Annotated in this window: 20 protein-coding genes; 14 read left to right on the top strand and 6 right to left on the bottom strand. The window is 62.5% G+C overall.

The features are described 5' to 3' along the window. Positions 1 to 261: 261 nt before the first annotated feature. A complete protein-coding gene (locus tag SIL87_RS07000) occupies positions 262 to 2,304 on the bottom strand; it encodes a putative bifunctional diguanylate cyclase/phosphodiesterase (protein WP_319613468.1) in 2,043 nt (680 codons plus the stop codon). 431 nt (positions 2,305 to 2,735) lie between these two features. Here SIL87_RS07000 and SIL87_RS06995 point away from each other — a divergent pair, with 431 nt between their 5' ends. Then, on the top strand, positions 2,736 to 3,554 hold the full coding sequence (locus SIL87_RS06995; protein ID WP_319613467.1) for an N-acyl amino acid synthase FeeM domain-containing protein: 819 nt from the start codon (positions 2,736 to 2,738) through the stop codon (positions 3,552 to 3,554). Here SIL87_RS06995 and maiA read toward each other — a convergent pair. Then, on the bottom strand, positions 3,481 to 4,176 hold the full coding sequence (gene maiA, locus SIL87_RS06990; protein WP_319613466.1) for a maleylacetoacetate isomerase: 696 nt from the start codon (positions 4,174 to 4,176) through the stop codon (positions 3,481 to 3,483). The genes SIL87_RS06995 and maiA overlap by 74 nt on opposite strands. A gap of 76 nt (positions 4,177 to 4,252) precedes the next feature. Here maiA and SIL87_RS06985 point away from each other — a divergent pair, with 76 nt between their 5' ends. Further along, entirely contained in the window at positions 4,253 to 4,936 is a 684-nt protein-coding gene (locus tag SIL87_RS06985) for an alpha/beta fold hydrolase (RefSeq protein WP_319613465.1), read from the top strand. A 70-nt stretch (positions 4,937 to 5,006) separates the two neighbouring features. Here SIL87_RS06985 and SIL87_RS06980 read toward each other — a convergent pair whose 3' ends face one another. Further along, positions 5,007 to 5,303, bottom strand: a complete 297-nt coding sequence (locus SIL87_RS06980; RefSeq protein WP_319613464.1) for a DUF2218 domain-containing protein — start codon at positions 5,301 to 5,303, stop codon at positions 5,007 to 5,009. 1 nt (position 5,304) lies between these two features. Next, entirely contained in the window at positions 5,305 to 5,952 is a 648-nt protein-coding gene (locus SIL87_RS06975; RefSeq protein ID WP_319613463.1) for a PadR family transcriptional regulator, read from the bottom strand. A 154-nt stretch (positions 5,953 to 6,106) separates the two neighbouring features. Here SIL87_RS06975 and SIL87_RS06970 point away from each other — a divergent pair, with 154 nt between their 5' ends. Both SIL87_RS06970 and SIL87_RS06965 read left to right on the top strand, forming a co-directional pair. Beyond that, positions 6,107 to 6,583 (top strand): cytochrome C, encoded by a 477-nt coding sequence (locus SIL87_RS06970; RefSeq protein ID WP_319613462.1) that lies wholly within the window; start codon positions 6,107 to 6,109, stop codon positions 6,581 to 6,583. After that, positions 6,580 to 6,921, top strand: coding sequence for a DUF952 domain-containing protein (locus SIL87_RS06965; RefSeq protein WP_319613461.1), 342 nt, complete (start codon positions 6,580 to 6,582; stop codon positions 6,919 to 6,921). The genes SIL87_RS06970 and SIL87_RS06965 overlap by 4 nt, the downstream gene beginning before the upstream one ends. A 270-nt stretch (positions 6,922 to 7,191) precedes the next feature. On the opposite strand, the gene SIL87_RS06960 is transcribed toward SIL87_RS06965, so the two are convergent. Next, positions 7,192 to 7,374, bottom strand: a complete 183-nt coding sequence (locus tag SIL87_RS06960; protein WP_319613460.1) for a CsbD family protein — start codon at positions 7,372 to 7,374, stop codon at positions 7,192 to 7,194. Between the two features lie 139 nt (positions 7,375 to 7,513). Next, the gene (locus SIL87_RS06955; RefSeq protein WP_319613459.1) at positions 7,514 to 8,983 is read right to left on the bottom strand and encodes a PAS domain S-box protein; all 1,470 of its coding nucleotides are present in this window, start codon (positions 8,981 to 8,983) and stop codon (positions 7,514 to 7,516) included. Between the two features lie 482 nt (positions 8,984 to 9,465). Between SIL87_RS06955 and SIL87_RS06950 the strand changes: the two genes are divergently transcribed. From SIL87_RS06950 to SIL87_RS06905, 10 genes are all read left to right on the top strand, one after another. Beyond that, positions 9,466 to 10,743: a tyrosine-type recombinase/integrase gene (locus SIL87_RS06950; protein WP_319613458.1), complete on the top strand. Its 1,278-nt coding sequence runs from the start codon at positions 9,466 to 9,468 to the stop codon at positions 10,741 to 10,743. Between the two features lie 100 nt (positions 10,744 to 10,843). Continuing rightward, positions 10,844 to 11,455, top strand: coding sequence for a hypothetical protein (locus SIL87_RS06945; protein ID WP_319613457.1), 612 nt, complete (start codon positions 10,844 to 10,846; stop codon positions 11,453 to 11,455). A gap of 161 nt (positions 11,456 to 11,616) precedes the next feature. Further along, the gene (locus SIL87_RS06940; RefSeq protein WP_319613456.1) at positions 11,617 to 11,796 is read left to right on the top strand and encodes a hypothetical protein; all 180 of its coding nucleotides are present in this window, start codon (positions 11,617 to 11,619) and stop codon (positions 11,794 to 11,796) included. A gap of 134 nt (positions 11,797 to 11,930) precedes the next feature. Beyond that, positions 11,931 to 12,194 (top strand): hypothetical protein, encoded by a 264-nt coding sequence (locus tag SIL87_RS06935; protein ID WP_319613455.1) that lies wholly within the window; start codon positions 11,931 to 11,933, stop codon positions 12,192 to 12,194. Continuing rightward, positions 12,191 to 12,949, top strand: coding sequence for a bifunctional DNA primase/polymerase (locus SIL87_RS06930; RefSeq protein WP_319613454.1), 759 nt, complete (start codon positions 12,191 to 12,193; stop codon positions 12,947 to 12,949). The genes SIL87_RS06935 and SIL87_RS06930 overlap by 4 nt, the downstream gene beginning before the upstream one ends. Continuing rightward, positions 12,949 to 14,436: a YfjI family protein gene (locus SIL87_RS06925; RefSeq protein WP_319613453.1), complete on the top strand. Its 1,488-nt coding sequence runs from the start codon at positions 12,949 to 12,951 to the stop codon at positions 14,434 to 14,436. Before SIL87_RS06930 ends, SIL87_RS06925 begins: the two co-directional genes overlap by 1 nt. Beyond that, positions 14,433 to 14,903 (top strand): hypothetical protein, encoded by a 471-nt coding sequence (locus SIL87_RS06920; protein ID WP_319613452.1) that lies wholly within the window; start codon positions 14,433 to 14,435, stop codon positions 14,901 to 14,903. The genes SIL87_RS06925 and SIL87_RS06920 overlap by 4 nt, the downstream gene beginning before the upstream one ends. Next, complete coding sequence (locus SIL87_RS06915; RefSeq protein WP_319613451.1) at positions 14,900 to 15,064, top strand: hypothetical protein; 165 nt, start codon at positions 14,900 to 14,902, stop codon at positions 15,062 to 15,064. Before SIL87_RS06920 ends, SIL87_RS06915 begins: the two co-directional genes overlap by 4 nt. Continuing rightward, a complete protein-coding gene (locus tag SIL87_RS06910; RefSeq protein WP_319613450.1) occupies positions 15,061 to 15,255 on the top strand; it encodes a hypothetical protein in 195 nt (64 codons plus the stop codon). Before SIL87_RS06915 ends, SIL87_RS06910 begins: the two co-directional genes overlap by 4 nt. Further along, complete coding sequence (locus SIL87_RS06905; protein WP_319613449.1) at positions 15,252 to 15,446, top strand: hypothetical protein; 195 nt, start codon at positions 15,252 to 15,254, stop codon at positions 15,444 to 15,446. Before SIL87_RS06910 ends, SIL87_RS06905 begins: the two co-directional genes overlap by 4 nt. Positions 15,447 to 15,509: the final 63 nt, after the last annotated feature.

The raw sequence follows: 15,509 nt of genomic DNA, 5'->3' as shown, positions 1-15,509 counted from the left end.
GGAAGGCATGAAGCGGGGCCAGCGTCTCGGGCGGCATGGGTCGGGCTGTGGGATTGAACTCACAGCCACGGGCCATGTGGCCGGAAACGCCGGAGAATACCCGACATTCCACGCAACCGAATGACCTGAGCCGTTCCGATCGCATCCGGGAGACCATTCCCCCGGCTCATCCACGCCGAAATGGCGTGCATGTCTCTTATAACGCACTTCGCGACGTTCCGCTACTCCGGCGCGTGGCCGTCTTCGCCCGGCGATGGCGGGTTAAAATCGCCCCTGCCCTGCTTGCTCGCCCCATGCCACCTCACGCAGCTGCCTTTGCAGTTCGGCGGCGGGGAGCGGCGGGGAGAACAAATTGCCCTGGGCGTCGTCGAAGCCCAGTTCGATCAGGGCGGTACGGTGCTGTTCGGTTTCCGCGCCCTCGCCGGTGACGATGATGCCGATATCGCGGGCCATGCGGGTGATGTTGCGCAGGATGATCCGGCGGCGGGACTCGCCGATTGCGTCGCGGATCAGGGACCGGTCGATCTTGAGACGATCGAACTGGAAATAAAAGAGGGTGGCAATCGAGGAATAGCCGGCGCCGAAATCATCGAGGCTGAGGCCGCAGCCCAGCGCCTTGATGCCTTCGAGGGCCGCGACGGTCTGGGGGGTGATATCGAGCATGGCGGTTTCGGTCAGTTCGAATTCGAGGCGGGCGGGGGCGATTCCATGGGTGGCGAGGCAGGTGGCGATGGTCTCCAGCAGGCTGGCATCGTGCAGTTGCACGGCGGAGACGTTGATCGCGACCGCGATTGCGGCGGGGATGGTGGCGGCGAAGGCGCAGGCGGCGGCGATGACGTAGCGGCCGATCGGGATGATGGCACCGCTGTGCTCGGCTTCGGGGATAAACAGATCGGGGGCGAGGATGCCGTATTGCGGGTGCTTCCACCGCACCAAAGCTTCGACCGCGCTGATCTCGCCGGAGGCGAGGCGGATGATCGGCTGATAGTCGAGATAGAATTCATCGAGGTTGAGGGCATTGTTGAGTGCGAATTTGACGTCCCGAGCGCGGTTCACCTTCGCGTCGGGTTCGGCGGTGGAAGCGCGGTGGGTGCCGCGCCCCTCGGCTTTTGCGCGGTACAAAGCAAGGTCGGCGGCATGGTAGACATCGCTGGCCGATTGGCCGGGCGCGGTGATCATGGCGATGCCGACGCTGGTGCCGATGGTGAGGTTGACCGCGTCGATCCGGAACGGTTCGCCGAGATGGGCGACGATGCGCGCGCCGATCGCGTCTGCATTGGCAAGGCTGGTTGCGGGCAGGATGATGCCGAATTCATCGCCGCCGAGGCGGAACGGACGATCCTGCGCGCGCAGGCAGCGGAGCATGCGCTGGACTGCGGCAACCAGCAGGGCATCGCCGGTCTTGTGGCCGAACCTGTCATTGACCGATTTGAAATGGTCGAGGTCGAGGCAGAGCAGAGCGGCACCGCTGCCGGGATCGGCGCAGATGGCGGCGAGTGCGGCATCGAAGCTCATGCGGTTCGCGAGGCCGGTGAGATTGTCGTGGCGGGCGATATGGTCGATTTTTCGTTCGGCGTCGTGGATTTCAGTGACGTCCGAGGCGACGCCACGGTAGCCGGTGAAACGGCCATCCGCCGAGATGATCGGCTTGCCGGTGATGGACCAGCACCTGCTTTCCGCACCGAAGGCGAGTTCGACGCGCTGTTCGTGGAATGGTTGGCGCTGGCCGACGAGGTCAAGCAGGGCAGCGACGACACTGTCGTTGGTGGTCCCGGCAAAGCGGGCACGATGATCGGTGAGGAAGCGGATGATCGATTGGCCGATGAGGGCATCGGGGGTGGTGCGGGCGGCCTGGGCGAACCGGGGCGAGGGGCTGAGGAGGTCGAGCTCCGCATTGGTTTCCCAGAGGAAATCGCTGCTGCCCTCCTGAAAATCGCGCAGGAGAAGGTTGACGAGTTCCTTCTGCTGCTCGGCATCGATCCGTTTCAGTTCGCGATCGATCGTGCTGGCGTTGACCGAGAGGATGGTGGTGAAGGTGAGGAAGGCGTATGTGATGAGTCCGACAAAGGCAGGCAATTCTGGTGCACTGTCACTGAACACCAGAGCGATCGACGATCCGATGGTGATGGGTACCCAAAGGGCGAACGCATATAACGCTGGCCCTGAGAATGCGGGTGCCGACATCAGCCCGACCGAAAGCGCGAAAAGCGTACTGGTCTGCAATGGCGTGGCATGCCGCAAGCCGGAAACAAGAATGACCGACCAGAAGATGCCAAGACTGATCTGGATCAGCGCAAACGTCACTTTATAGGTACTGAGCCGATCGAGCTTGCGTGTGCTCCTCCTCCAAAGCTGGGCCGCAATGAACAACGCGGCGTAACTGCTGAAAACGCCGAAAAACCCAATTGGAAGGAACGTACCTCCGCTTTGGTCCCAAAAACTCCAAACAAGGGCCGCGGCAACCAGCGATCCCGATAGCGCCATGCGCGACGCGAGCCGCGCCCGCAGATCGATCTGGGCACTATCGATCCAGCGTATAGTTTCATGAGACAAAATAGTCTTTTTTTTAGACGAAAGACCAATTTTCATGGTTAATTTTGGGAAACGCATATGGTTCTTGTCCTGAGACAAATGATATATGACCTATCACAAGTTAAGATACGCTTAAATTATTTGAATCCAACCAAATAGGTTTATCATCAGGGCTGGCTGCAATTGTCGGTGGTAACCAATCGATGGATCGTCTCAATTTATCTCCTCCCTATCACAAGAATGCCGTAAAACCGCAACCCAATATCCCCCTGGCCAACGTCACGACGGCTGCCCTCGCCATCCATCCAAAGCTTACGAAGCAAGCGTATCGCATTCGGTATGACGCTTACCACTCATCAGGCAACCTTGCTTCACTTCCGGACCAGATCTTTCATGATAAATACGATTGCCAGCCGAACTTCAGGACGGCTCTCGTGTTCAAAGATGATGTTGCGGCAGCAACCGTTCGTATCGGCCTGTATCAGCCACCAACACCGGAGTGTGCCGAATACAAGCTACCGGTAATGGAAATTTTCGGTTCTGAGATAGAAGCGATTCTTTCAAGATTAACGATCAGTCGGAACATGCCCGCCGCAGTTGAAATCGGTCGATTGGCGCGCTCGCCGGCGTTCGAAGACGATTCCAGACTCGTTTTCGCGCTGTTCAGGGTCGCGGGCTATGCTATTCTTCATTTTGACGCGGATGTCGTATTCAATGCGGTGCGCGTTCATCATATTCCGATGTACCGGCGATTTGGATTTCAGCAACTGGGAGAGCCAAGGCTGTATCCAGGACTCACCTGCAAGATGGGTCTGATGGCATGTTTCAGGCCGAGTTACGCTACGGCGCGGAGCAGTCTTCCGTTCCTGCGTGGCATCTCCAAAGACGATGCAGCCTACGCCGGACTGATCGCCGGAGAGCGGGTGGCGATTTTCGGGGATAACGCGCCTAGCGCGGTGCGCCCGGCTGGGCCAGTGGTGCCGCTTTCGCAAACGCCGGATGGGCTTCGCAACTGCGCATGATGCGCTCGATGGTCGGGATCGCGGGGACCTCGATTTTGAAGATCCGCAGGACCGCGAGAATGCTGGCGAGGCAGATATCGGCGATGGTGATGGTCTCGCCATGACAGAAGGCGCCGGTTTCGGCCTCGCTCGCGAGACGGTGTTCGACCGCCTGAAGCCCGGTGGTGAACCAATGGGTCTGCCAGGCGCGCCACGCGGCATCGTCGAAGCCGCCCTGGCTCGTGAGGTATTTCCTGACCCGCGGGGTAATCAGCGGGTGGGTGTCGGCGGCGAGCATGGCGGCGAGCGAGCGGACCCGGGCGCGGCCATGCGGGTCGGGCGGGAGGATGGCGGGTTCGGGGTAGAGTTCCTCGATGAATTCGAGAATGGCGAGCGATTGGGTGAGCGGCGCGCGGGACTGGCCGGCGCCACGGTCGATCAGGGCGGGGATCGCGCCGAGCGGGTTGATCGCGAGATAGGCCTCGCTGCGATGTTCACCGGCATCGATATCGACGATGCGCTCCTCGGCAACGACGCCCTTGAGGTTGAGCGCGACTCGGACCCGGTAGGTCGCCGAGGTGCGCCAGAAGGCGAAGAGTTCGAAGCGGGCTTGTCCGGTCATGGCGCGGTCCTTGTCAATCACGTGGATCGATCCTTACTTTGGTTTCGCGGATCGTCAATGACGGCGGGTTCGCTGTCCGGATGGAGGGTTGTACACCATGGCACTCGATGTCGTTTTCATCCCCGCGCTGCTGTGCGACGAGGAGATGTATCGTGAGGTGATCGCGGCGGCGGGCGGGCACATCCATGCCCATGTGATGATGTCGCCCAGGCCGAGCCTCGCCGCCAGCGTTGCGGATATTCTCGCGCGCGCACCGGCGAAATTCGCGCTGGTCGGGACATCCTATGGCGGCAATCTGGCGCTGGAGGTCGCGTTGGCGGCACCGGAGCGGGTCACGGCGCTGTGGCTGATGGGCTGCGATCCGGCGGCACCGCAGGCGGGCGGGCCGGATCTGGCGGGCGGCCTGCGCACCCAGCCGGAGGCGGTGATCGACATGCTCGCGGAGCTCGTGGTGCACAAGGAGGCGACCGAGGCGGCGGCAGCCTTCAAGGCGATGGCGCACCGCATCGGCGGCGAGGCCGGGGCGGCGCAGGCAACGGCGTACGGGACCAGGCCGGAGGCGACCTCGCGGTTGGGTTCGCTGCACATGCCGGCGATGGTGCTTTGGGGCAAGGAGGATGCGATCGTCCCGGTTTCGGTCGGGCGGGGATTGGCGGATGATCTGCCCCATGCGCATTTTCATGTGCTGAAGGATTGCGGACATCTGCCGACGCTGGAAAAACCGGCGGAATCGGCGGCGCTATTCGTCGAGTTCCTGGCGCACGAACCGCATCATCACTGAGCGCGGGTTTGCGATGGTGAGGGGCAGGCCCCTCACCTATCAGAACCGGTCGGGTACGGGTGCGAAGCGATCAGGCCGAGATCTGCCAGACCAGCGACGGGGCCTCGCGGAAGGCGAACCGGGCAAGGTGGCGTTCGATCACGCCCTGAAAGCGTTCGGCATCCTCCGTTGTGGCCGCGTCGAGCCGCAATGCGAGGGCGGTGTCATCGGCGCGCAAGGTGCAGATGCCGCCATCGAAAGTGACGATCCCGGCATTGCCCGATTCGGCGAGGTTGACCGGCACGCGGTGGGCGAAGTGTTTGCAGAACTGGCCCAAATAGCGCCCGGCCGAGGCAGTTTCGAGTTTCGCGGCACTGGTGGTTGCCATGTCAGAGATCCTCGATGGTGCGGGCGGCGTGATCGATCGCATCGGCAATCTTGCGGGTGGTTTCGCCTGTCGCCCCGCCGCTGCCGAATTTCAGGCGAAGGGTGGTTTTCAGGTTTTCCATCGCCCGCAGGATCGGCAATGCGGGTTCGTTGCCCTGGGTCTGGGCGATGCGGGCGAGAATGGCATCGACCGCCGGTTGCTCGGTGGCCAGCGCCGCGGCGCCTTCGGGCGTGATGGTGAAGCTCTTGCGATTGCCTTCGGTCATGCTGGTGACGTGGCCGATATCCTCAAGCATGGTGAGCGTGGGATAGACCACGCCGGGGCTCGGCGCGTAGGCACCGCCGGCGAGATCCTCGATCGCCTTGATGATCTCATAGCCGTGGCGCGGCTTTTCGGCGATCAGGTGCAGAACGAGCATCCGCAGGTCGCCATGTTCGAGCAGGCGGCGCAGCCGGCCGCCGGGGCCGCGATGGTCGTGCCGCCCATGACCATGACCATGACCAAGGCCGCGACCACGTCCCGGGCCGCCAGCTTCACGGTCAGGGCCGTGCTCGCTGCGATCGTCGAAGGCGAAGCGGCGGCGATCGTCGCAGAATTTATCGCTGTGATGGGAATGGCGCATCGCGCGGATGCGGTTGAAGGGATTCATATGTCGGGCCTCCTGTTTGTTCGACATGTTTTAGATATATCTAGATACGATCTTCGTCAAGGGGTTCCGTCGTATGCGGGTTGCGGAAAGTCATCGCGGCGGCGGGGTCGATCTGTTATGAGGGTGGCAACATCCAGCGAGGGAACCGGATCACATGATGTACCGACGGATTGCCGCCATTGCAGTGCTTGCGAGTGGGATGGTGGCCAGTGCCACGGCCGGTGCCGCAACGACGCCGGAAGCCAAGATAACCCCGATGCAGCAGGCGATCGATCAGGGCGCGGCGATCTTCAAGTCGGACCGGTTCGGCAGCACCCGGACCTGGATTCCGGACATGGCCTTTCACAGCAAGCCGGTGACCTGCGATTCCTGCCACAGCAATGGCGGCAAAACGGTCGGGGTGATGCCGACGGGGGCGAAAATTCCGAGCCTGATCGGTACCGCGGCCGATTTCCCGCGTTACAATGCGAAGGCCCATGAGGTGTTCACCTTGCAGCGGCAGTTGGTTCACTGCATCCGCGCGGGCATCGGGGGCGCGGCGCCGGCCTATAACAGCCCGGTGATGGTCGATCTCGAAGTGTATCTGATCTCGTTGTCGCGGCACGCGACGATGGGCCGGAACGTGAAATGACCGCTGATGTCGCCTACAAGGTTCTGAGCGAGACGGAATTCGCGCAATTCCAGGCGGCTGGGTGGTTCGAGGGCAGCGTGGTGGATCGGGCGGATGGGTTCATTCATCTGTCGGCGGCAGGGCAGTTGGCCGAGACCATCGATCGGCACTTTCAGGGCCGGGACGATCTGGTGATTGCGGCGGTCCAGCTGCCAATGCTGGGTGCATCGTTGCGGTGGGAGATTTCGCGCGGCGGGCAGGCGTTTCCGCATGTGTACGGGGTGCTGCCGATCGGCGCGGTGATCGCCGCGGGGCCATTGACCCGACGCGGCGATGGCGAGGTGGTCCTGCCGGGCTGATGGTCGGCCCAACCGTGGAATGCCCGGGCGCGGGCCTTGGCTCGACGCGACAGTCGAGACGATGGAACCGGCACCTTTGGCGAGACCGCCGCGAACGTTGCCGTCCCCGCGAACCACGCTGGAAGCCACGCCCGCGACAAGGTTGCCGAGCAGCAAAGCGGAGATGATGATCTGAATTCCGGGAAAACGCCCCTGCCCGGCAACGGTGCCGGACAGGGTGCGATGATGGCGAGCCGGCGCGTGACGTCTTCGCCGGCTATCTGGTCAGCCTTATTTCTTGAAGGTGTCGCGGATGGAATCCTTGGCACCGCCGACCGCGCTCTGAACCTTGCCGGCGGCTTTTTCTGCGGCACCCTCGGCCTGGGTCTTCTGGTCGCCGGTCACCTTGCCCACGGCCTCCTTGACGGAACCCTTGACCTGCTTGGCGATGCCATCGATGCGATCCTTATCCATGTCGTTCTCCTGTTGTCGGCCGCGCCTTGAAGGAGCGGCGGGTTTGAACAGGTCTGATATTGGCAAAAACCCTTAAAAATGCACGTATTTTTTGAAATTCGACTAGTCGGATCGGACCATGCCGACTAGTATCGCTGCACTAGTCGCCGCCGGTGATGCCGCGTACCCGCGCCCAGATGACGAGGCCGGCACGGTTGGAGACGCCGGTTTTGCGGTACAATCCGGCGACATGGTTGCGGATGGTGTTGCGCGACAGGCCGAGTTTCGTGCCGATGGCGGCATCGTTCAGCCCATCGCACACCAGGCCGAGAATTTCGCGGGCGCGCCTCGGCAGTTCGGCAAGTCCCGCACTGTCGGTCGGCTCGATGGTGCGGCGTTGGCGGATCAGGGTTTCGACCACGGCATCGGTGAAGCGCGCGTCTTTCAGCGCCGCTTCGATAGCTTGCGCGACTTCGACGCCCGTGCGGTTGCGATCCGACACGTTCTGGGCCGCAAGCAGGATACAGGCCTGATCCCTGATATCGACCGAGGCCGCGGAAACGAGGCACTCGATTGCGGTACCGGAGGCCGTGCGCAGGCGCATGGGAAGGTTGAGCGCGCGGCCATCGCGGCGGAGGGTGTTCTGGAGGGTGGCGGCCTGGTCTTTACAATCCCACAAGGGCAGATCCGCAGCATCGCGGCCGATTGCGTCTTCGGTGGCGTACCGGGTTTCGCGGGTGAACGCGTCGTTGATCAGCAGCAGGCGCCAGTTGTCGCGCAGCACGATGGCGAGCGGCACCGGGGCGAGGCGGAAGGCGATTTCGAAGCGTTCCTCACTCTGGCGCAGCGCGTCCTCGGCCTGGCGGCGGCCGTCGAGGTCGGCAAAGGTGAAGAGCATGCAGGCGACATCGCCCATTTCGATCGGCTGACCGGCAAGGACGACGCATTTTTCACCGCCGCCGGGCAGTTGCAGCAATCCTTCCATCTGCGGAATGGTGCGGCCTTCCTTGAGCCGTTCGATGGCGAGTTCGCGGCGCGCCGCCCCTTCCAGTACGTCGATTTCGTAAACCGAACGACCGATCACGTCTTCCTCGGTATAGCCGGTCATTTCGAGGAAGCCGCGATTGACCTTGATGTGCCGCAGATCGTCGAGCCGGAGGATGATCGCGGGGGCCGGGTTGGCGTTGAAGGTGCGTTCGAACCGATCCTCGGCGTTGTAGCGTTCGGTCTCGTCATCGAGGATCAGGACCAGAAGGTCGGGCACGCCGTCGTCATCGACCAGGACGAGGCTGCGGATGCGGTGGACCCAGGTGGCTTCATTATTGCCGGCGGGAGCGACCTCGACCACGACCTCGGCGAAGGCCTCGCCGGCCAGGACGCGTTCCATCGGATACTGGCCATCGGCAAGACGGTGGTTGTTGCGGTAGCGAAGCTCGAAGCGGGTCCGGTAGTCCGATACGGTTTCCCCAAGCGCCTCGATCGACTCGACGCCGTGCATCGCGAGGGCACGGTCGTTGGCCCAGGTAATCCGCTGATCGGTGCCGACCAGAATGACGCCGTTGCTGACGCCCGCGACGATCTGACGCAGATGACGAAACCCGGCATGCTGGCGGGGAACGGTTTCGGACATGACAATGGTTGAAACTACCCCAGTTCTCCTCGGTCTGCCACCTGCCGCTGGTAAGTCGACCGACGCCCTGAAGGTGGAGGCTATCGCCGTGACCATCTTCGAGCGCTTGCCCAGCACGTTGCGGTGGCAGATGGCGAGGCCCGGATCATGGGCTCGAAGACCCGGCTGCGACAGGTGATGACCGGAAAAAACGGCGTGAATTCAGTGCCCACTCAGGGACTGAAGTGGCGGATGGGGTGTCCGCCATACCATGAGGTTTCCGCAATAAGAACGGCGAGAAAAGCGAGGAAAACCGGCGTCTTAGCGTCCACCTTTAACCGCTTGCGTCCATTCCGATACGGTTCTACATTGTATCCATTAGCTGGGTATTGTATCCGGCACGGATGGCGGAGCGGATGCAGATGGCGATGGGCTCAAATATCGATTTGCGGATAGGCCGGGCTGCTATTCCTGCTATTTTGCTATTCTGGCTGGCCTGAGCGATGGCACGCGGCCCCGTCAAACGCCTCAATGCCCTGGCGATCGCCGCCGCAACCGGCGAGCGCAATATCCATGACGGCGATGGCCTCTATCTTCGCGTCCGTAAGGATGGCTCGAAATCGTGGGCGTTCCGGTATATGCTGGCCGGCAAGCCCCATTGGCTGAGCCTGGGGCCCCTCCGCGATGTCACACTGGCCGAGGCTCGCGAGAAAGCCCGGCTGCTGCGCAACCGCATAAGGGACGGATATGATCCGCTCGCCGATCGCCGGATGCGCAAGGCTGAGATCGTCAACCAGACCGCCCGCACGTTCGACGCGGTGGCTGATCAATATATCGCCGCACATGCCGGAGAGTGGAAAAATGCCAAACATGCAGGCCAGTGGACCAGCACGATCCGGGCCTATGCCTCTCCGGTCATCGGCAAGATGCCGGTTGACGCCATCGGCCTCGATGAAGTGCTGCGTGTTCTCAAACCGATCTGGGAAACCAAGAGCGAGACGGCCAGCCGGTTGCGCGGGCGGATAGAATCGGTGCTCGACTATGCCGCCGTTCACAAATGGCGACAGGGCGAGAATCCGGCTCGCTGGACGGGGTTTCTCGATCAGGTTCTACCAGCCAAGGGCAAGATCGCCCCAGCCGTCCACCACGCCGCGTTGCCCTATGCTGACCTTCCCGCGTTCATGGCTGCGCTACGCATGAAGGCGACGATATCCGGGCGATGCCTCGAATGGCTGATCCTAACCGCCGCCAGATCGGGCGAGGCGCGCGGCGCGCGGTGGAGCGAGATCGGTATTGCGAAAGTGAGCATCGATCGCGGCGGGATAAAGACCGATGTCTCGATCAATGTTTGGATCATTCCGGCGTCGCGCATGAAGGCGAAGCGGGAACATGTTGTTCCGCTCTCCCCGCGTTGCATGGAAATACTGGCTGAACTCGCCGCGCAACCGCACAGGCCGGACGGCCTGATTTTCCCCGGCCAGATCGCCGGTAAGCCGATGAGTGATGTTTCGATATCGAAGGCGCTGCACTCAATCCAGCCCGGTCATACAGTTCACGGCATGCGCGCGGCATTCCGCACCTGGGCGCAGGAAAAAACCGAATATCCGGGCGAACTTGTGGAAATCGCGCTCGCTCACGTCAACAAAGATCGCACAGAGGCCGCGTATAAACGCGGCCCGGCCCTCGAAAAACGCCGGCACTTGATGGAGACATGGGCGCAATTCTGCGCCGGGGTGCCGGTCAACCAATCCGCTGAGGTGGTGGAAATGCGCCGCGCCTAAGCCCGATCCGCGCCGCCCGGCTGGCGGCAGAGGGGTGGCCCGATGGCGGTAGGACGCCACCGGGCAATGGCCCGCAAAATGGTCCCGGAAGGACGATGCTATGACCGATGCCAAAGATACCACACCCGCCACCCGGCGCAAACCGATTGACCGCGCCGCCTACCGTGACGCGCTCGACCGGGCGGCCGCGTCGCTGCCCTGGGCTGACCCCGCCGTGCTCGACCGGTTGCGCCGCGACGTTGACGGCAAGGCCATCGCGGCTTTGAACCGGCTCCGCGCAACAGATATAGAACAAGCCTACTGTGTCCTGTTTGCCGTGGTTCAGTCGGCAGGCATGGCCCTCAACAGCCCGACAATCGCAACCGACCTCGCCGATCGGGTGACAAAGTACAGCGATGCCGCCGCAAAAATCAGCGAGGTTCTGGAACTCAACAAGATTCCGCACTTGTCGCTGCCTGACTCATCGACCCGCGCGCTAACGGACCTTATCGAATATTTCACAAAAACTGCGCACAGCTACGAGAACATGCCCCTAAAAGCGGGCATTACGCGAAAACCAGATGCCGCAATCATAACGCTCCGTCAGCTTCGTCACCGTCTGTTCCGCGATCGACGCGCCCCGCACCTCCCGTTGCTTCACCTCGCTGAGGCCGCGCTCGGCATCGAAATTCCGCCTGATACCATGAAGTCCGCGCTGCGTTCATTACGGTAACGAACTGGTGGTTATTCAGGCCCCGAAAACGCGCGCGAATTACCCCAATGAAAAAGCCTTGGAAATACCATCAGTTTATCGAAGCCTATCCTCGAAAACTGCACTTTCGCCATGACCGTTACGGTTGCTATCGTCCGGATGGACACAAACGGAGATACACCATGACTGAGAAAATTCTCTACCGCCCTGCCGAGGCTCAATCCGCTCTTGGTATCAAACACTCGAAATTCTGGCTGCTCGCCAAAGAAGGCGCGTTCGACTTGCGCAAAATGGGGAAGTCCACCTTCGTTACTGCCGACAGCCTCAAGAAATTCGCCGAATCGCTCGCGAAAGCCTCGTAGCCTCCAACGCAAACCGCCCCGAACCCATGCAGGAACGGAGCGGCGCGAAAATCTCTGAGATGCTTGGCGGCACCAAAGAGATAATCGCCCGCCGAGATTTTCGCAAGAGGGTTGAGGGGCCGAAAAGGTCCAAAATGCGCAACCGTAAGACTGACGCCGATAATCTCGCCACCCACATAATCGACAACCTCGAAGCCAAAGAACGCCGCGCCCGCCTGACGCTCACCCTCCCGGTCACAGATGCCCGCCGTGCGATGCGCAGCCTCGCCAGCCGGGCGGATGGCATTCTCGCCCGTCGCGATCGCGATCCGGTCCTGAGGGCGCTGGCAGAGGGAGAGGCCGCCCATTGCCGTCGCATCGCAGCCGCGATCGAGGAAGCGATTGGCGGTGCGGCATGACCCTCGAAACCGCTCTCGAATTGAACGCCGAAACCGGATGGCCGATCTTCTTCTGCCTGCCGAATAAAACACCTGCCTGCAAGCGCGGTTTCCATGCGGCGGTTGCTGATCCAGCCGCTATTCGCTCGCTTTACCGGCAATTCCCCGGCCCCCTCATCGGTGTTCCGACCGGGCCGGCGAGCGGTATCTCGGTGCTCGACCTCGATACGGCCAAGCACCCCGAGGCCGCCGCATGGCTCGACCAGCACCGCACGCGCCTGGGCAACACGCTGGTAATTCAGACCAGATCGGGCGGCCAGCATTGGGTCTATCATGATCGCCCGGACCTTCGGTGCAGCGTGGCGAAGCTCGCCCCCGGCGTCGATTTTAGGGCCGCTGGGGGCTATGTCATCTGGTGGGCAGCGCATGGCGGGGCGGTGCTGGACGCCTCGCCTATCGCGCCCTGGCCGGCGTGGCTGCGTAATCCAGAACCGAAGCCCGAACCGGCACCCCGTCCAATCGGTGAAATCAGAACCCCCGAGAAAATCGAGCGGACGATCGCGGGGCTTGTGCGGACGATCGCGCAGGCAGCCGAGGGCGCGCGGAACTCCAAGTTATACTGGGCCTGCCACCGGCTCCGCGAACTGGCCGAACGCGGCGAACTCGATCGAGGGGCGGCGATTGCCCTCGCCCGCGCGGCGGCGGCGGAATGCGCCCTGCCAGCGCGCGAACGCGAATTGACGATCAGATCGGCCTTTGATGGGAGCGCGAAATAATGGATAACTTCGCAGACGGGGCCGAGGCTTTCGTCAAATCGGCGGTGCATGGCACCCCTGCCGACCGCAAACAGCCGCTTTATCGCCCCAGTGCGCCCCCTGCCGATTATCCGATGGCCGCCCTGCTAGAGCTTCGCCCCGCCGTCGAGGCGATCAAGCACCGGACACAGACCCCCGAGGCCCTGATTGCCGGGTCCGTGCTGGCCGCTGCCGGCTTCTGCGTCGCGCCTCACCACGATGTGGAAATCCCCGGCGTCGGCACCAAGCCGCTCAACCTGGCAGTGCTGACCATCGCGCAATCCGGCGAGAGAAAGACCACGGTTGACCTGCTCGCTACCGCTTCGCTCCGCCGTGCCGAACAAAAACTTGCGGCGAAGTATGGCGATGAGATCGCGATCTATAAGCGCGAAAAGGCCGCTTTCGAGGCCGCCACGGCTGAGGCAAAAAAGGCCGCGAAACGGGGGCGCGCTGCCGTCGCGGAAGCCTTGGCCGGCGTCGGCACCGAACCGAAACCGCCCGCAGCACCGATCCTGATGGCCGAGGAATCGACGATCGAGGGCCTGATTGTCGCACTGATCGAACGTCCGAATGTATCGATGTTTTCCGCCGAAGCCGGCATGTTTCTCGGAGGCCACGGCTTCACACCCGAAACCGCCACCCGCACCATGACAACGGTTAATTCTCTCTGGGACGGCGCGGCAATCAAGCGGCTGCGTGCGACGGGACATGTCCACAAGATGGGCCGGCGATCGAGCATGAGCCTTATGGCGCAACGCTCCGTGGCGATGAAACTTATCGGCGATGACGGCGCACGCGACAACGGATTGCTCGCCCGCATCCTTCTCTCCGAACCCGAAACGACAATCGGCACGCGCCTGTGGCGCGAAGGCCGGGCAGATTATGACCAGTTTCTTTGCCAGTACGACGATCGCCTAGCCGATCTGCTCGACCGCAAGCCCCCCTTGCTCGAAGGTGGCGACGGCTTCGACCCCGCGCCGATCGCCTTCCACATCGAAGCCGAACGCCACATGATCGCGTTCTATAACCAGACCGAGGCCGCGCTCCGCGACGGCGAACGCTATGCCTCGATCCGGGGCTACGGCGCAAAAATGCTGGAACATGCCAGCCGCCTCGCCGGCGTCATGGCGGCCTATGCCGGGCAGGATACCATCGACGCGACCACGTTCGACGCCGGCGCCGAACTAGCAACCTTCTATGCAGGCGAGCACCTTCGCCTTGCCGACACTGCCGGAATCGCCGCCGATCTGATCCTGGCGCAACGCCTGCTCGAATGGTGGCAATCGCGGCCTGATCCCCGGTGCTACCTCTTGGAGATTTACCAGCGCGGCCCGAACGCGATCCGGGAGGCCGCCACGGCAAAGCGCATCGTTGAAATCCTCGAAGAGCGCGGATGGATCGAGCGCCTGCCTGCCGGCACCCAGATCGACGGCGCGACGCGGCGGGACGCATGGGAGTTAACTCCATGATCCGCATGAACAGCCATGAGGGCTACGCGCGCATTATCGACTTGGTGGCGCGTGTCGCGCCCTGGCGGCTTCCACTCTACAGCGCCGCCATGACCGGGCAGGTTCGGCTGGTGGAGATGATGCCTGACAGTCCCCTGCCGAAAGCGCTGGAACGGCCCGGCAAGCCTACTGTCATCCTGATCGGCGATGATGCCGAACAGCCGCTGGGGCCGGTCGGATGGCGCTGCGTTCGGCGGCTGCGTCGCACGGCACGTTGCGCAATCGTCCACGCTACAGGCGGCGAGCGCAAGCACTATGCCACCGCCGTTGTGGCGGCAAGCATGGCGGGCTCGCTCGTACTGATCGAGACCAACAGCGAACATGCCGACGCATGGCGCGCGCAATTCCAGCATCTGCCGGGCATGATGATCGTCTGCCCGCCCGGCCAGCAACACCCACGCGTTAGACGGCCGGAAACAGTCCAATGATTGATGAAATGATGGTCGCGTTCGGCGTCACACCGATCGCCTCGACTGTATCCGCGCACGCAGCCAAGCCGACGATGTGCGACACAAACACCATGAAACCCAATGGATTTGACCCAATCAGCGGCGGAAACATTCTCCGCCATACCGGAGAAATGCGATGACAACCCCGGCCAATCCCCTCGCCGCCGCCCTGCACGATGCCGCCGCCGCCGTCGCGGCGAAGCTGGACGCGATGGATCGCAAACTTGACGTGCTGCTCGCACAATCCGCCGCCGCCGCAGATGCAGATCGAGCATGGCCGGCACCGCCGAAGCCGAGGCCGAACGGACACGCCAAGGGTAACGGGCAATGACCAGCACCGCCACTGAGACCCTGCTTGCCCTCGCCGCGCGCATCGCCCGCCTTGGCCCCTATCGCCGCGATCCCGAGAGATACCACGTCGAAAAATCGGAAATTGCAGCCGAATTGCGCCGCCTTGCCCGTAATCCCGATCCGCCACGAAAAATAATTCCGAACAGTCACGGACGGACGTGGACAGTATAGGACGGTTTGACGCGCCATGACGCCAAGTGACGCACTAGATTATTATTGCGTAGTTGTTGGTAA

This window comes from Acidiphilium acidophilum (genome assembly GCF_033842475.1).
GTDB classification, from domain to species: domain Bacteria; phylum Pseudomonadota; class Alphaproteobacteria; order Acetobacterales; family Acetobacteraceae; genus Acidiphilium; species Acidiphilium acidophilum.
This window is presented reverse-complemented; position numbering and strand designations above follow the sequence as displayed.

Bases quoted from the DNA above. Each gene is read 5' to 3' on its own strand.
- SIL87_RS06930 (WP_319613454.1), top strand. From the start codon at position 12,191: ATGACCCTCGAAACCGCTCTCGAATTGAACGCCGAAACCGGATGGCCG.
- SIL87_RS06950 (WP_319613458.1), top strand. From the start codon at position 9,466: ATGGCACGCGGCCCCGTCAAACGCCTCAATGCCCTGGCGATCGCCGCC.
- SIL87_RS06970 (WP_319613462.1), top strand. From the start codon at position 6,107: ATGATGTACCGACGGATTGCCGCCATTGCAGTGCTTGCGAGTGGGATG.
- SIL87_RS06945 (WP_319613457.1), top strand. From the start codon at position 10,844: ATGACCGATGCCAAAGATACCACACCCGCCACCCGGCGCAAACCGATT.
- SIL87_RS06935 (WP_319613455.1), top strand. From the start codon at position 11,931: ATGCGCAACCGTAAGACTGACGCCGATAATCTCGCCACCCACATAATC.
- SIL87_RS06980 (WP_319613464.1), bottom strand. From the start codon at position 5,303: ATGGCAACCACCAGTGCCGCGAAACTCGAAACTGCCTCGGCCGGGCGC.
- SIL87_RS06920 (WP_319613452.1), top strand. From the start codon at position 14,433: ATGATCCGCATGAACAGCCATGAGGGCTACGCGCGCATTATCGACTTG.
- SIL87_RS06985 (WP_319613465.1), top strand. From the start codon at position 4,253: ATGGCACTCGATGTCGTTTTCATCCCCGCGCTGCTGTGCGACGAGGAG.
- SIL87_RS06905 (WP_319613449.1), top strand. From the start codon at position 15,252: ATGACCAGCACCGCCACTGAGACCCTGCTTGCCCTCGCCGCGCGCATC.
- SIL87_RS06975 (WP_319613463.1), bottom strand. From the start codon at position 5,952: ATGAATCCCTTCAACCGCATCCGCGCGATGCGCCATTCCCATCACAGC.
- SIL87_RS06960 (WP_319613460.1), bottom strand. From the start codon at position 7,374: ATGGATAAGGATCGCATCGATGGCATCGCCAAGCAGGTCAAGGGTTCC.
- SIL87_RS06955 (WP_319613459.1), bottom strand. From the start codon at position 8,983: ATGTCCGAAACCGTTCCCCGCCAGCATGCCGGGTTTCGTCATCTGCGT.
- SIL87_RS06965 (WP_319613461.1), top strand. From the start codon at position 6,580: ATGACCGCTGATGTCGCCTACAAGGTTCTGAGCGAGACGGAATTCGCG.
- SIL87_RS06925 (WP_319613453.1), top strand. From the start codon at position 12,949: ATGGATAACTTCGCAGACGGGGCCGAGGCTTTCGTCAAATCGGCGGTG.
- SIL87_RS06915 (WP_319613451.1), top strand. From the start codon at position 14,900: ATGATTGATGAAATGATGGTCGCGTTCGGCGTCACACCGATCGCCTCG.
- SIL87_RS06995 (WP_319613467.1), top strand. From the start codon at position 2,736: ATGGATCGTCTCAATTTATCTCCTCCCTATCACAAGAATGCCGTAAAA.
- SIL87_RS06940 (WP_319613456.1), top strand. From the start codon at position 11,617: ATGACTGAGAAAATTCTCTACCGCCCTGCCGAGGCTCAATCCGCTCTT.
- SIL87_RS06910 (WP_319613450.1), top strand. From the start codon at position 15,061: ATGACAACCCCGGCCAATCCCCTCGCCGCCGCCCTGCACGATGCCGCC.